This window comes from Streptomyces sp. TLI_55 (assembly GCF_900206255.1).
Lineage (GTDB): Bacteria > Actinomycetota > Actinomycetes > Streptomycetales > Streptomycetaceae > Streptomyces > Streptomyces aquilus.
Window position 1 is genome coordinate 6718321 of sequence record NZ_OAOJ01000001.1, and the last position, 14026, is coordinate 6732346.

14 protein-coding genes are annotated in these 14026 nt (G+C 71.4%); 11 read left to right on the top strand and 3 right to left on the bottom strand.

Annotated features, from left to right (window positions below; genetic code table 11):
• Positions 1-141: 141 nt before the first annotated feature.
• The 4 genes from ispG (at position 142) to CRP56_RS31090 (ending at position 4784) form a co-directional block, all read left to right on the top strand.
• Positions 142-1299 (top strand): flavodoxin-dependent (E)-4-hydroxy-3-methylbut-2-enyl-diphosphate synthase, encoded by a 1158-nt coding sequence (gene ispG / locus CRP56_RS31075; protein WP_097269564.1) that lies wholly within the window; start codon positions 142-144, stop codon positions 1297-1299.
• Positions 1300-1513: 214 nt separating this feature from the next.
• The gene (locus CRP56_RS31080) at positions 1514-2362 is read left to right on the top strand and encodes a GNAT family N-acetyltransferase (protein WP_097269566.1); all 849 of its coding nucleotides are present in this window, start codon (positions 1514-1516) and stop codon (positions 2360-2362) included.
• A 75-nt stretch (positions 2363-2437) separates the two neighbouring features.
• Positions 2438-3007 carry a GNAT family N-acetyltransferase gene (locus CRP56_RS31085; protein ID WP_097269568.1) on the top strand — a complete coding sequence of 190 codons (570 nt, stop codon included), beginning with the start codon at positions 2438-2440 and terminating at the stop codon, positions 3005-3007.
• Between the two features lie 73 nt (positions 3008-3080).
• Positions 3081-4784, top strand: coding sequence for a proline--tRNA ligase (locus CRP56_RS31090; protein ID WP_097269570.1), 1704 nt, complete (start codon positions 3081-3083; stop codon positions 4782-4784).
• Between the two features lie 64 nt (positions 4785-4848).
• Here the strand turns inward: CRP56_RS31090 and CRP56_RS31095 are convergent, their stop codons facing one another.
• From CRP56_RS31095 to CRP56_RS31105, 3 genes are read right to left on the bottom strand one after another with little or no spacing between them, the layout of a single operon-like run.
• Positions 4849-5748: an aminoglycoside phosphotransferase family protein gene (locus CRP56_RS31095; protein WP_097269572.1), complete on the bottom strand. Its 900-nt coding sequence runs from the start codon at positions 5746-5748 to the stop codon at positions 4849-4851.
• A 26-nt stretch (positions 5749-5774) separates the two neighbouring features.
• Positions 5775-6242: a ferritin-like domain-containing protein gene (locus tag CRP56_RS31100; protein ID WP_097269575.1), complete on the bottom strand. Its 468-nt coding sequence runs from the start codon at positions 6240-6242 to the stop codon at positions 5775-5777.
• Positions 6239-6760: a hypothetical protein gene (locus CRP56_RS31105; protein ID WP_097269577.1), complete on the bottom strand. Its 522-nt coding sequence runs from the start codon at positions 6758-6760 to the stop codon at positions 6239-6241. The genes CRP56_RS31100 and CRP56_RS31105 overlap by 4 nt, the downstream gene beginning before the upstream one ends.
• A gap of 216 nt (positions 6761-6976) precedes the next feature.
• Between CRP56_RS31105 and rimP the strand changes: the two genes are divergently transcribed.
• The 7 genes from rimP to truB all read left to right on the top strand — a co-directional run bounded on the left by rimP (position 6977) and on the right by truB (position 13962).
• The gene (gene rimP, locus CRP56_RS31115) at positions 6977-7474 is read left to right on the top strand and encodes a ribosome maturation factor RimP (RefSeq protein ID WP_097269579.1); all 498 of its coding nucleotides are present in this window, start codon (positions 6977-6979) and stop codon (positions 7472-7474) included.
• Positions 7475-7476: 2 nt separating this feature from the next.
• Complete coding sequence (nusA, locus tag CRP56_RS31120) at positions 7477-8469, top strand: transcription termination factor NusA (protein ID WP_097269581.1); 993 nt, start codon at positions 7477-7479, stop codon at positions 8467-8469.
• Between the two features lie 97 nt (positions 8470-8566).
• Positions 8567-8848, top strand: coding sequence for a YlxR family protein (locus CRP56_RS31125; RefSeq protein ID WP_097269584.1), 282 nt, complete (start codon positions 8567-8569; stop codon positions 8846-8848).
• Between the two features lie 163 nt (positions 8849-9011).
• Positions 9012-12131 (top strand): translation initiation factor IF-2, encoded by a 3120-nt coding sequence (gene infB, locus CRP56_RS31130; RefSeq protein ID WP_097269586.1) that lies wholly within the window; start codon positions 9012-9014, stop codon positions 12129-12131.
• Between the two features lie 150 nt (positions 12132-12281).
• Positions 12282-12575 carry a DUF503 domain-containing protein gene (locus CRP56_RS31135; protein ID WP_097274626.1) on the top strand — a complete coding sequence of 98 codons (294 nt, stop codon included), beginning with the start codon at positions 12282-12284 and terminating at the stop codon, positions 12573-12575.
• 38 nt (positions 12576-12613) lie between these two features.
• A complete protein-coding gene (gene rbfA / locus CRP56_RS31140) occupies positions 12614-13060 on the top strand; it encodes a 30S ribosome-binding factor RbfA (RefSeq protein WP_097269588.1) in 447 nt (148 codons plus the stop codon).
• Entirely contained in the window at positions 13057-13962 is a 906-nt protein-coding gene (gene truB, locus CRP56_RS31145) for a tRNA pseudouridine(55) synthase TruB (protein ID WP_097269590.1), read from the top strand. The genes rbfA and truB overlap by 4 nt, the downstream gene beginning before the upstream one ends.
• Positions 13963-14026: the final 64 nt, after the last annotated feature.

The following is a 14026-nucleotide window of genomic DNA, read 5'->3' on the forward strand; positions in this document are numbered from 1 at the left end:
CTGTGTGCCGGGCCGTCTTCGTTCGGGTGGCTCCGCGGGACGGATGTGCTCGGGCCCGTGCGCGTGCCGTAATCTCGAAGCCTGGAGCCCACTGTTCCGTTGGCGCCGGACCTTGATCCACGACTTGGGGTTGCACAGCAGATGACTGCGATTTCTCTCGGCATGCCGTCCGTTCCGACCAGGGTTGCCGAGCGCCGCAAGAGCCGGCAGATCCAGGTCGGCACCGTCGCCGTCGGTGGCGACGCCCCGGTCTCCGTCCAGTCGATGACCACGACCCGTACGTCCGACATCGGCTCGACCCTCCAGCAGATCGCCGAGCTGACCGCGTCCGGCTGCCAGATCGTCCGCGTCGCCTGCCCGACCCAGGACGACGCCGACGCCCTGTCGACCATCGCGAAGAAGTCCCAGATCCCGGTCATCGCCGACATCCACTTCCAGCCGAAGTACGTCTTCGCCGCCATCGAGGCCGGCTGCGCCGCGGTCCGCGTCAACCCCGGCAACATCAAGCAGTTCGACGACAAGGTCAAGGAGATCGCGCGGGCCGCCAAGGACCACGGCACCCCGATCCGCATCGGCGTCAACGCCGGCTCCCTGGACCGCCGCCTGCTCCAGAAGTACGGCAAGGCCACCCCGGAGGCCCTCGTCGAGTCCGCCCTCTGGGAGGCCTCGCTCTTCGAGGAGCACGACTTCCGGGACATCAAGATCTCGGTGAAGCACAACGACCCGGTCGTCATGATCGAGGCCTACAAGCAGCTCGCCGCCCAGTGCGACTACCCGCTGCACCTCGGTGTGACGGAGGCCGGCCCGGCGTTCCAGGGCACGATCAAGTCCGCCGTCGCCTTCGGCGCCCTCCTCTCCCAGGGCATCGGCGACACGATCCGCGTCTCCCTCTCCGCGCCTCCCGTGGAGGAGGTCAAGGTCGGCAACCAGATCCTGGAGTCCCTCAACCTCAAGCAGCGCGGCCTGGAGATCGTCTCCTGCCCGTCCTGCGGCCGCGCCCAGGTCGACGTCTACAAGCTGGCCGAAGAGGTCACCGCCGGCCTGACCGGCATGGAGGTCCCCCTCCGCGTCGCCGTCATGGGCTGCGTCGTCAACGGCCCCGGCGAGGCCCGCGAGGCCGACCTCGGTGTCGCCTCCGGCAACGGCAAGGGCCAGATCTTCGTCAAGGGCGAGGTCATCAAGACCGTCCCGGAGTCGAAGATCGTCGAAACCCTGATCGAGGAAGCCATGAAGCTGGCCGAACAGATGGAGGCGGACGGGGTGGCGTCGGGCGAGCCGTCGGTGGCGGTAGCAGGCTGAGGAGGCCTGGCTGCAACGCCTCAGGGGCGCGGGGAACTGCGCGACCAGCCCCCACGCCCCCGCAGCCGCAAACGCACCACGACTCCCCGGGCTCCTAGGCGACAGCATCGAAACGCCGGGTACCTCATAGCGACCGGCATCACAGGGCGACGCTGCTCAGCTTCCGCAGGTACAGTGCGGAGATCAGCGCAGTCCCCAGTGTGAGGCCCCGCCCGTGTTGACCCAGACGACCTCCCGGGTCCTCGAACCGAGCGACCTGGACGCCGCGCTCGCCGTCCTCGACCGCGAGCCGGTCGCGAACGCCTTCGTCACGAGCCGCGTACAGGTCGCCGGCCTCGACCCCTGGCGGCTCGGCGGCGAGATGTGGGGCTGGTACGAGGACGGCATGCTGACGTCCCTCTGCTACGCCGGCGCCAACCTCGTCCCCATCTGCGCCACTCCGCGAGCCGTCCGCGCCTTCGCCGACCGCGCCCGGCGCGCGGGCCGCCGCTGCTCCTCGATCGTCGGCCCCGCCGAACCCACCGCGGAGCTGTGGCGGCTGCTGGAACCCAGCTGGGGCCCGGCCCGTGACGTCCGCGCCCACCAGCCCCTGATGGTCACCGACCGGCTCTCCGCCGACGTCGCCCCCGATCCGTACGTCCGCCGCATCCGCAAGGACGAGATGGAGACGATCATGCCGGCGTGCGTGGCGATGTTCACCGAGGAGGTGGGCGTCTCTCCGCTGGCCGGTGACGGCGGGCTCCTCTACCAGGCACGGGTCGCCGAACTCGTGGGCGCCGGCCGCTCGTTCGCCCGCCTCGACGCCGACGGCAAGGTCGTCTTCAAGGCGGAGATCGGCGCCGCGACGGACCGCGCCTGCCAGATCCAGGGCGTGTGGGTGGCGCCCGAATACCGCGGCCAGGGCTACGCGGCCCCCGGCATGTCGGCGGTCCTGCGCTACGCCCTCGCGGACGTGGCCCCGGTGGTCAGCCTGTACGTGAACGACTTCAACACCGCGGCGCGGCGGACGTACCGGCGCGTGGGCTTCGAAGAGGTCGGCGCGTTCATGAGCGTCCTGTTCTGAACCCTCGAAGTGCCGGCACCTGAAACCCTCGAAGTGCCCGATGGCGTCCGGCGAAGTGCCCTGTACGCTCCCCACATGCGATTCCCCGGCCACGGACACCGCCGCCACCCCGACGACGACATCGTGATCGGCCCGCTGGATCTCTCCGCCCGCGTCGACGAGGCCCTCGCGGTCCAGGCCGTCGCCTTCGGGCTCGGCGCCGACGAGGTCGCCGTACGACGCCAGATCGTCCTGCGCCACATGACGTACCCGGGCGCACGGGCCCTCGGCGCCACCGTGGCCGGCCGTCTCGTCGGGTTCGTCTACGGCATGCCCAACGACCGCACCCACTGGTGGTCCACGGTCGTGGAGCCGTACCTCCGGGCCCAGGGGCACGAGACCTGGCTGGACGACTCCTTCGTGATCACGGAGCTGCACGTCCACCCGCACCACCAGAACCACGGCATCGGCCGCTCCCTGATCACCACGATCACCGACGGCGCCTCCGAACCCCGCTCGATCCTCTCCGCGATCGACACCGACAGCCCGGCCCGCGGCCTCTACCACTCCCTCGGCTACCAGGACCTCGCCCGCCAGGTCCTCTTCCCGAGCGCCCCGAAGCCGTACGCAGTGATGGGTGCCCCCTTGCCATTGCGCCGCCGATAACCGATTTCCGCCTCCACCGGCCCCCCGGCTAACCTCCTGGCATCACCGTTTTCCCGGCAGGAGTACGAGAACCATGGCCAACGCACCGGTCCAGCGCATGTCCCAGTTGATGGCGAAGACGCTGCGCGACGACCCGGCGGACGCCGAGGTCCTCAGCCACAAGCTCCTCGTCCGCGCCGGCTACGTCCGCCGCACCGCCGCCGGCATCTGGAGCTGGCTGCCCCTCGGCATGCGGGTCCTGCGCAACGTGGAGCGGGTCGTGCGGGAGGAGATGGACGCGATCGGTGCCCAGGAGGTGCTGCTCCCCGCCATCCTGCCGCGCGAGCCGTACGAGGCGACCGGCCGCTGGGAGGAGTACGGCCCCGAGCTGTTCCGCCTCCAGGACCGCAAGGGCGGCGACTACCTGCTCGGCCCGACCCACGAGGAGATCTTCACCCTGCTGGTGAAGGACCAGGCGTCCTCCTACAAGGACCTGCCGGTCATCCTCTACCAGATCCAGAACAAGTACCGGGACGAGGCCCGCCCGCGGGCCGGCGTCCTGCGCGGCCGCGAGTTCCTGATGAAGGACTCCTACTCCTTCGACACCGAGGACGAGGGCCTGGCCCGGTCCTACGCCCTGCACCGCCAGGCCTACCAGAAGATCTTCACGCGCCTCGGCCTCGACTACCGCATCTGCGCCGCCACCGCGGGCGCGATGGGCGGCTCGAAGTCCGAGGAGTTCCTCGCCCCGGCCGAGGCCGGCGAGGACACCTTCGCCGACTGTCCGAACTGCGACTTCGCGGCGAACACCGAGGCGATCTCGTACGAGCTCAAGCCGGTGGACGCGACGGACGTCCCCGCGGCCGAGGACATCCCCACCCCCGACACCCCCACCATCGAGACCCTCGCCGCCCAGCTCGGCGTCGAGGCCTCCGCCACCCTCAAGAACCTCCTCGTCAAGGTCGACGGCGAGATCGTGGCCGTCGGTGTCCCCGGCGACCGCGAGGTCGACATGGGCAAGGTCGAGGCGCACTTCGCCCCGGCGGCCGTCGAGATGGTCACCGAGTCCGACTTCGCGGGCCGCCCCGACCTGGTCCGTGGTTACGTCGGTCCGCAGGGCCTGGGCGAGAAGGTCAAGTACATCGCCGACCCGCGCGTGGCCCCCGGCACCGCGTGGATCACGGGCGCCAACAAGGTCAACACGCACACCAAGAACGTCGTCGCGGGGCGCGACTTCGAGGTCGGCGAGTACGTCGACGTCGTGGTCGTCCAGGACGGCGACCCCTGCCCGAAGTGCGGCACCGGCCTCAAGCTGGACCGCGCCATCGAGATCGGCCACATCTTCCAGCTGGGCCGCAAGTACGCTGACGCCCTCAAGCTCGACGTCCTCGGCCAGCAGGGCAAGCCGGTCCGCGTGACCATGGGCTCCTACGGCATCGGCGTCACCCGCGCGGTCGCGGCCATCGCCGAGCAGAGCGCCGACGAGCAGGGCCTGTGCTGGCCGGCCGAGGTCGCCCCGGCCGACGTCCACGTGGTCGCCGCGGGCAAGGCCCTCCAGACCGAGCTGGCCCTGGAGGTCTCCGAGAAGCTGCGCGCCGCGGGCCTGCGGGTCCTGGTCGACGACCGGGCGGGCGTCTCCCCGGGCGTGAAGTTCACGGACGCCGAGCTCATCGGCGTACCGAAGATCCTCGTCGCGGGCCGCCGCTCCGCCGAGGGCGTCCTGGAACTGAAGGACCGCAAGACCGGTGAGCGCGAGGAGCTGACGGTGGACGAGGCGATCGCCCGCCTGTCCGCCTGACGACCCCTCAGGGAGGTGTCGGTGCGTCCTGGAACGGGACCACCGACACCTCTCGGCGTCTTCCCTAGAGCCAGCCGGCGAATTCGAGCAGCAGCTCGGCGTCCTGCGGCCGTCCCACCCGGAGCGCCCGCACCCCCGACTCCACGGCCCGGAACAGCGTCCACCCCCGCAGCCGCTCCTGGTCCACGTCCAGCGACTCCGCGAGCCGCTTCACCCGCCGTCGGGTGATCGACGCCCCCGAGGGTGAGGCGATCAGATCCTCCACCCGGTCCCGCACCAGCCGGGCCAGGTCGAACGCGCACTCACCCACCACCGGGTCCGGCCCCACCGCCAGCCACGGCGTCCGTTCCCCGGCCAGCACCTTGCTCTGCCGGAACGTGCCGTGCAGCAGCCGCTCCTCGGGCGGCGCGGCGAGCAACTCCTCCCGGGCGCCGACCGCCGCGGAGACCAGCGACGCGACCTCGGCCCGTTCCGACGCGGTCGCCCGCATCGCCTGCGCCTGCCGCCCCGTCCGCTCGGCCACGGTCTCGAACACGTGCCCGGCGGGCGGCTCGACCCACAGCCGCCGCAAGGTACCGGCCGCCTCCAGCAACGCCTTCGCCTCCGGCAGCGACCGCACCGACACATCGGGGTGCAACCGCTCAAGGAGCAGCACGCCCTCACCCGCGTAGGGCTCCAGCAGCTGTACGGCCCCCAGCCCGTCCCAGTGCGTCAGCGCCGCCCGCTCGGCCTCCGGCCGGAACCGCGGCGGGGCCAGCTTGAGCACGGCGGGGGTGCCGTCGGCACGTCGGACGAGGACCACCAGGCTGCTGCGACCGCCGGGGACCTGCACCCGCTCCACCGTCAACTCGCGTAGCGCGACGGCCTGCTGAGCCGCCTCGGGCAGCTTCTCCAACCAGTCGTCACCGTCAGGTGCCGTCTCACCGAGCGCCCTGACCAGACGCCGCGGCGGTGCGAAAGCCATACCCGAGTTCTTCCTTCCCGTACGTGTTACGCCGTGGGCGTCGGCTTGGCCGTGGCCGGCGCCGCCCGCTCGGCGAGACCAGGGAAGGCTACGCTCTCCCCGCGCCAGCGCACCGCCCGCACCGCCGCCTCCCGCAGCGCCTCCGCGGCCATGGAGCGCCGCCCGTCCACGGTTGCCCGGACGAGGTCGGAGTACACCCCGGCGACCCGGTCCTCCAGCTCGGCGGCCAGCCGTACGGCCGCCTCCGAGTCCGGCACCGGGAACGGCAGCGCGTATCCGGCCGCCGCCGCGACCGGCTTGCCGCCCAGGTCCCGCACCTCCCGGACCAGCAGGTCACGCCGGGCGCGATGGGCGTCGTACGCGGAACGAGCCTCGGTGCGCCGGCCCTCGCGGATGCGGCCGCCGACGACGCCGTAGCCGTAGACCGCCGCGTGCTCGGCCGCCAGGGCCGCCTGGAGCGCGGTCAGGGTCCGCTTCTCGTCCTCGTCGCTCACTTGGCCCCCTCCTTCAGCAGATACGCGTGCGCGGCACCGGCCGCGGCCACCGACGCCAGCAGCCGGGCCAGCTCGCCCGGCACCTCCAGCAGCGCCTTGGCGCGCGCGTCCGCGAGCGTGCGCTCGGCGTCGGCGAGCTCGACGAGAGCGTCCTTCTCACTCACCGGCGCCGTGGCCGAGGGCGACGGCCGCGACGCCGTGGGGGAGGCCGTGGCGACGGTTCCTCCGAAGGCCTCCACATGCCGTACGGCCGCCTCCCGCAGCGGTGTCAGCCGCTCCGCCAGGGTCGGATACGCGGCGAGGACGGCGTCGTACCGTTCGACGATCCCCCTGCTGTCCCGCGCCGCACGCGTGCGTGCCCGCTCGGTGACCGACGGGCTGCCCCCGGTGCTCTCCCCGGAGTCCGAGTCGTCGGACCCGGAGGAGCAGCCCACCAGGAGGGCGGCTCCGGCGGCCGAGGCGAGGAGGGTTCTTCTGCGCGGCCCCGAGGGGGTGCGCGGCGGTGGGGGGTACGGCACGGCAGACGTCCTCGGGGGCTCGTACGAACACACGGGCGGGAAGGGCGGCCCCGCCGGTGATCACGGTACCCGCGCACCGGTCCGCAGCCACTCATCGGCACCGTGCGCGGGGCCCTGGGGGCGCACGGTGGACGGCAACAGTCCTTCGGACCGGATACCCTTTGACCAGACACGCGACCTTCCCACAACAGCACACGCGGCCGAGGAGTCACCCGGATGAGCACCACCCAGAGCGAGAGGCTGCGAGAGCTCCTGGAACCGCTCGTCACCTCCCAGGGACTGGATCTCGAAGAGATCGAAGTGGACTCCGTCGGACGGAAGCGCATGCTGCGTGTCGTCGTCGACTCCGACCAGGGCGCCGATCTGGACGCCATCGCCGATGTGAGCCGCGCGCTCTCGGCGAAGCTCGACGAGACGGACGCGATGGGCGAGGGCGAGTACACCCTCGAGGTCGGCACCCCGGGCGCGGAGCGCCTCCTCACCGAGCACCGGCACTACACCCGTGCCGTCGACCGGCTGGTGAAGTTCCAGCTGACCGAGGGCGGGGAACTGGTCGCCCGGATCCTCGAGGTCGACGACGACGGCCTGGACGTCGAGGTTCCCGGAGTGAAGGGCCGCAAGGCCACCAGCCGCAGGCTCGGCTTCGCCGAGATCGACAAGGCGCGCGTCCAGGTCGAGTTCAACCGCAAGGACAAGAAGGAAGAGGAGGCGTAGCCGTGGACATCGACATGAGTGCCCTGCGGGGCTTGGTACGGGAGAAGGAGATCTCCTTCGACCTGTTGGTCGAGGCGATCGAGTCGGCCCTCCTCATCGCCTACCACCGCACCGAGGGAAGCCACCGCCACGCGCGCGTGCGCCTCGACCGGGAATCCGGCCATGTGGTCGTGTGGGCGAAGGAAGACCCCGAGGACCTCGAAGAGGGCCAGGAGCCCCGCGAGTTCGACGACACCCCGTCCGACTTCGGCCGTATCGCCGCCACCACCGCCAAGCAGGTCATCCTGCAGCGGCTGCGCGACGCCGAAGACGACGCGACGCTCGGCGAGTACGCCGGGCGCGAGGGCGACATCGTCACCGGTGTGGTCCAGCAGGGCCGCGACCCGAAGAACGTGCTCGTCGACATCGGCAAGCTGGAGGCCATCCTGCCGGTGCAGGAGCAGGTCCCCGGCGAGTCCTACCAGCACGGCATGCGGCTGCGGTCGTACGTCGTACGCGTGGCGAAGGGCGTGCGCGGTCCGTCCGTCACCCTGTCGCGCACCCACCCCAACCTGGTGAAGAAGCTCTTCGCGCTGGAGGTGCCGGAGATCGCCGACGGGTCCGTCGAGATCGCCGCCATCGCGCGGGAGGCCGGTCACCGTACGAAGATCGCGGTGCGGTCCACCCGCAGCGGCCTGAACGCCAAGGGTGCCTGCATCGGCCCCATGGGCGGCCGGGTGCGCAATGTCATGGGTGAGCTGAACGGCGAGAAGATCGACATCGTCGACTGGTCGGACGACCCGGCCGAGATGGTGGCGAACGCGCTGTCCCCGGCCCGGGTCTCCAAGGTGGAGGTCGTGGACCTCGCGGCCCGCTCCGCGCGCGTGACGGTGCCGGACTACCAGCTGTCCCTGGCGATCGGCAAGGAAGGGCAGAATGCCCGGCTCGCGGCCCGCCTGACCGGCTGGCGGATCGACATCCGTCCGGACACCGAGCAGCCCGCCGAGCAGGACTGAGGAATAGATCCAAGCCGCGGTTGGCTTAGATCACGACAACAACCGTTCGATTCCTGCCCCAAAGGGGTGAGGTCGGTACGGGGAGGTAGACTTAGCAGTGTCTGGCCGGACGCACGCCCGCGCATGCCCTGAACGCACCTGTGTGGGGTGCAGGCAGCGAGCGGCCAAGACCGATCTGCTGCGCACCGTGGCGATCAAGGACGCATGCGTCCCCGATCCAAGCGGTACGCTGCCCGGCCGGGGCGCCTATGTGCACCCCGCCCTGGTCTGTCTCGACCAGGCGGTCCGCCGCCGGGCGTTCACGCGGGCGCTTCGCGCCCCGGGAGCGCTCGACGTAAAGGCGTTGCGCCAGTACGTCGAGCAGACAGACAGTTGCTGAGCAGGCAACACCGTAAGAAGCGTCGCGCGGAACCCCCGTGCGGCCCTGGTACCCCGCGAGTTGGAAGTAGGTCGAGATTGCGATGAGCACTCGATGAGCACGCGATGAGTACGCCCATGAAGTAGCGACGGTCCGGACGCAACCCGGACCTAAAAGGAGCGAAGTGGCTAAGGTCCGGGTATACGAACTCGCCAAGGAGTTCGGGGTTGAGAGCAAGGTCGTCATGGCCAAGCTCCAGGAACTCGGTGAATTCGTCCGTTCGGCGTCTTCGACCATCGAAGCGCCCGTCGTCCGTAAGTTGACGGACGCCCTCCAGCAGGGCAACGGAGGCGGCAAGCCCGCCCCGCGCAAGGCTGCCCCGGCGAAGCCGGCAGCCCCCTCTCCGGCGCAGGCTGCCCGTCCGGCCGCCCCGCGCCCGCCGGCCCCCAAGCCGGCCGCCGCCGAGACGCCCGCGGCTCCCGCCGCGCCGGCTGCTCCCGGCCCCCGTCCGGGTCCGAAGCCCGCGCCGCGCCCCGCGCCGGCGTCTCCGGCTCCGACCACCCCCGAGTTCACGGCGCCCCCGTCGGCTCCCGCCGCGCCGGCTCCCGCGCAGGGCTCCGCCCCGCGTCCGGGCGCCCCGCGTCCGGCCGGCCAGCAGGCTCCGCGTCCGGGTTCCCAGCGTCCCGCCGGCGGTCCGGGTCAGGGCGGCCAGGGCCGTGGTGACCGTGGCGACCGTCCGGGCGCTCCGCGTCCGGGTGGCCAGGCGCCGCGTCCCGGTGCCCGTCCGGCCGGTCCCCGTCCGGGCAACAACCCCTTCACCTCTGGTGGCTCCACCGGCATGGCGCGCCCGCAGGCGCCCCGTCCGGGCGGTGCCCCGCGACCCGGCGGCCCCGGTGCCCCCGGTGAGCGTCCCGGCGGCGCCCCGCGTCCGCAGGGCCAGGGCGGTCCCCGTCCCCAGGGCGCGGCGGGCGGTCCCCGTCCGCAGGCTCCGGGTGGCGCGCGTCCGACCCCGGGCGGCATGCCTCGCCCGCAGGGCGGTCCCCGTCCCGGCGGCGGCCCCGGCGGCCCGCGTCCCAACCCCGGCATGATGCCGCAGCGTCCTGCTGCCGGCCCGCGTCCCGGCGGCGGTGGCCCCGGTGGCCGTGGTCCCGGTGGCGGCGGTCGTCCCGGTGGTGGCGGCGGCGGTCGTCCGGGTGGCGGCGGCGGCTTCGCCGGTCGTCCGGGTGGCGGCGGTGGCGGCTTCGCCGGCCGTCCCGGTGGTCCCGGTGGCGGTGGCGGCGGCTTCGCCGGCCGTCCCGGTGGTCCGGGTGCCGGTGCGGGCGGCGGCGGTCGTCCCGGCTTCGGCGGTCGTCCCGGTGGTCCGGGTGGCCGTGGTGGCACGCAGGGCGCCTTCGGTCGTCCCGGCGGTCCCGCGCGTCGCGGTCGCAAGTCGAAGCGGCAGAGGCGCCAGGAGTACGAGGCCATGCAGGCCCCGTCGGTCGGCGGTGTGATGCTGCCTCGCGGCAACGGCGAGACCGTTCGCCTGTCGCGCGGTGCCTCGCTCACCGACTTCGCCGAGAAGATCAACGCCAACCCGGCGTCGCTCGTCGCGGTCATGATGAACCTCGGCGAGATGGTCACGGCCACGCAGTCCGTCTCCGACGAGACGCTCCAGCTCCTCGCCGACGAGATGAACTACACGGTTCAGATCGTCAGCCCGGAGGAGGAGGACCGCGAGCTGCTCGAGTCCTTCGACATCGAGTTCGGCGAGGACGAGGGCGACGAGGAGGACCTGGTGGTCCGCCCGCCGGTCGTCACCGTCATGGGTCACGTCGACCACGGTAAGACCCGACTCCTCGACGCCATCCGCAAGACGAACGTCATCGCGGGCGAGGCCGGCGGCATCACCCAGCACATCGGTGCCTACCAGGTCTCGACCGAGGTCAACGACGAAGAGCGCAAGATCACCTTCATCGACACCCCGGGTCACGAGGCGTTCACCGCCATGCGTGCCCGTGGTGCGCGGTCGACGGACATCGCGATCCTCGTCGTCGCGGCCAACGACGGCGTCATGCCGCAGACGGTCGAGGCGCTGAACCACGCCAAGGCGGCCGACGTGCCGATCGTCGTCGCGGTCAACAAGATCGACGTCGAGGGCGCCGACCCGACCAAGGTGCGCGGTCAGCTCACCGAGTACGGGCTGGTGGCCGAGGAGTACGGCGGCGACACGATGTTCGTCGACATCTCCGCCAAGCAGGGTCTGCACATCGACTCCCTGCTGGAGGCCGTGATCCTCACCGCCGACGCCTCGCTCGACCTGCGGGCCAACCCGCACCAGGACGCGCAGGGCATCTCGATCGAGTCCCGTCTCGACCGCGGCCGTGGTGCCGTGTCGACGGTCCTCGTCCAGCGCGGCACGCTGCGGGTCGGCGACACCATGGTGGTCGGCGACGCGTACGGCCGAGTCCGGGCGATGCACGACGACAACGGCAACAGCGTGGCCGAGGCCGGCCCGTCGACGCCGGTCCAGGTCCTGGGCCTGACCAACGTCCCGGGTGCGGGCGACAACTTCCTGGTGGTCGACGAGGACCGTACGGCCCGTCAGATCGCCGAGAAGCGCGCCGCCCGTGAGCGCAACGCCGCGTTCGCCAAGCGCACGCGCCGCGTCTCCCTCGAGGACCTGGACAAGGTGCTCAAGGCCGGCGAGGTCCAGCAGCTCAACCTCATCATCAAGGGTGACGCTTCTGGTTCCGTCGAGGCGCTCGAGTCCTCCCTGCTCCAGCTGGACGTCGGCGAAGAGGTCGACATCCGCGTCCTGCACCGCGGCGTCGGTGCGGTCACGGAGTCGGACATCGACCTGGCGATGGGCTCCGACGCCATCGTGATCGGCTTCAACGTCCGCGCGGCCGGCCGCGCGGCGCAGATGGCCGAGCGCGAGGGTGTGGACGTCCGGTACTACTCGGTCATCTACCAGGCGATCGAGGAGATCGAGGCGGCCCTCAAGGGCATGCTCAAGCCGGAGTACGAAGAGGTCGAGCTCGGTACGGCGGAGATCCGCGAGGTCTTCAAGTCGTCCAAGCTGGGCAACATCGCCGGTGTCCTCATCCGCTCGGGCGAGGTCAAGCGCAACACCAAGGCGCGCCTCATCCGCGACGGCAAGGTGGTCGCGGAGAACCTCAACATCGAGGGTCTGCGTCGCTTCAAGGACGACGTCACCGAGATCCGCGAAGGCTACGAGGGTGGTATCAACCTCGGAAACTTCAACGACATCAAGGTCGACGACGTCATCGCGACGTACGAGATGCGCGAGAAGCCGCGCGTCTGACCGTCACAGCACGCGATCGGGGCCGATCGGCGGGGAAGTTCCTCCACGGAATTTCCGTCGATCGGCCCCGGCCGTTGCGTGTACGGTTCCCGTATCGGCGTCCAGGCGCGGCGCCCGTACCCCGAACCGGCGGGACATCCGGACACACACATGTATGTGGGGACTCTGTCCTTCGACCTGCTCCTCGGCGACGTCCACTCGCTGAAGGAGAAACGCTCACTCGTCCGTCCGATCGTGGCCGAGCTCCAGCGCAAGTACGCGGTGAGTGCGGCGGAGACGGGCAATCAGGACCTCCATCGGCGGGCCGAGATCGGGCTCGCGGTGGTAGCCGGGGACACAGGCCACCTCACCGACGTACTGGACCGCTGCGAGCGGCTGGTAGCCGGGCGGCCCGAGGTGGAACTGCTCTCGGTTCGACGCAGGCTCCACAGCGACGAAGACTGAAGCAAGCGGCAAGAAGAAGTAACTAAGGAGACGGACCAGTGGCCGACAACGCGCGGGCGAAGAGGCTGGCGGACCTCATCCGGGAGGTGGTGGCCCAGAAGCTGCAGCGGGGGATCAAGGACCCGCGGCTCGGCAGCCACGTCACCATCACGGACACCAGGGTCACCGGTGACCTCCGGGAGGCGACCGTCTTCTACACGGTGTACGGGGACGACGAGGAGCGAGCGGCGGCGGCGGCCGGACTGGAGAGCGCCAAGGGCGTGCTCCGTTCCGCGGTCGGCGCGGCGGCGGGCGTGAAGTTCACCCCGACGCTGACGTTCGTGGCCGACGCCCTCCCGGACACCGCCCGGACCATCGAGGACCTCCTCGACAAGGCCCGCCAGTCCGACGAGAAGGTGCGCGAGGTCTCGGCCGGCGCCACCTACGCCGGCGAGGCGGACCCGTACCGCAAGCCGGACGAGGACGAGGACGACACCTCCGAATGAACCGGAAGAGCACCACGCCCGACGGCCTTGTCATCGTCGACAAGCCGTCGGGCTTCACTTCGCACGACGTGGTCGCCAAGATGCGCGGGATCGCCAGGACCCGCCGCGTCGGCCACGCCGGCACCCTCGACCCCATGGCGACGGGCGTGCTCGTCCTCGGCGTCGAGAAGGCGACCAAGCTCCTGGGGCATCTCGCCCTCACCGAGAAGGAGTACCTGGGCACGATCCGGCTCGGCCAGACGACCCTGACCGACGACGCAGAGGGCGAGATCACGGGGTCGTCAGACGCCTCGAAGGTCACCCGCGAGGCCGTCGACGCCGGGATCGCCAAGCTGACCGGCGACATCATGCAGGTGCCGTCCAAGGTCAGTGCCATCAAGATCGACGGCGTGCGCTCCTACAAGCGGGCGCGCGAGGGCGAGGAGTTCGAGATCCCGGCCCGCCCGGTGCGGATCTCGTCCTTCGCTGTGTACGACGTCCGGGACGCGGTCGCGGCCGACGGCACGCCGGTCATGGACCTGGTGGTGTCCGTGGTCTGCTCCTCGGGCACCTACATCCGGGCGCTGGCCCGTGACCTGGGCGCGGACCTGGGCGTGGGCGGCCACCTCACCGCGCTGCGCCGCACCCGCGTCGGCCCGTACAAGCTGGACGCGGCCAAGACCCTGGACCAGCTCCAGCAGGAGCTGACGGTCATGCCGATCGCCGAGGCCGCCGCGGCCGCGTTCCCGCGCTGGGACGTGGACGCCAAGCGGGCGAGGCTGCTCCTGAACGGCGTACGCCTGGAGATGCCCGACGCGTACGCGGGCCGCGGCGCGGTCGCCGTCTTCGACCCCGAGGGCCGTTTCCTCGCCCTGGTCGAGGAACAGAAGGGCAAGGCCAAGAGCCTGGCCGTCTTCGGCTGAGCCGCCCGATGACGCTCCGTCCGTGGAGCGGCGGTCACGGAGTACTCCGCCGCTCCACGGTCCC

Excerpts from the sequence above, each read along its gene's own strand:
- CRP56_RS31095 (WP_097269572.1), bottom strand. The coding sequence starts at position 5,748 with ATGGCTTTCGCACCGCCGCGGCGTCTGGTCAGGGCGCTCGGTGAGACG.
- truB (WP_097269590.1), top strand. The coding sequence starts at position 13,057 with ATGAACCGGAAGAGCACCACGCCCGACGGCCTTGTCATCGTCGACAAG.
- rimP (WP_097269579.1), top strand. The coding sequence starts at position 6,977 with ATGAGCACCACCCAGAGCGAGAGGCTGCGAGAGCTCCTGGAACCGCTC.
- CRP56_RS31090 (WP_097269570.1), top strand. The coding sequence starts at position 3,081 with ATGGCCAACGCACCGGTCCAGCGCATGTCCCAGTTGATGGCGAAGACG.
- CRP56_RS31135 (WP_097274626.1), top strand. The coding sequence starts at position 12,282 with ATGTATGTGGGGACTCTGTCCTTCGACCTGCTCCTCGGCGACGTCCAC.
- CRP56_RS31085 (WP_097269568.1), top strand. The coding sequence starts at position 2,438 with ATGCGATTCCCCGGCCACGGACACCGCCGCCACCCCGACGACGACATC.
- ispG (WP_097269564.1), top strand. The coding sequence starts at position 142 with ATGACTGCGATTTCTCTCGGCATGCCGTCCGTTCCGACCAGGGTTGCC.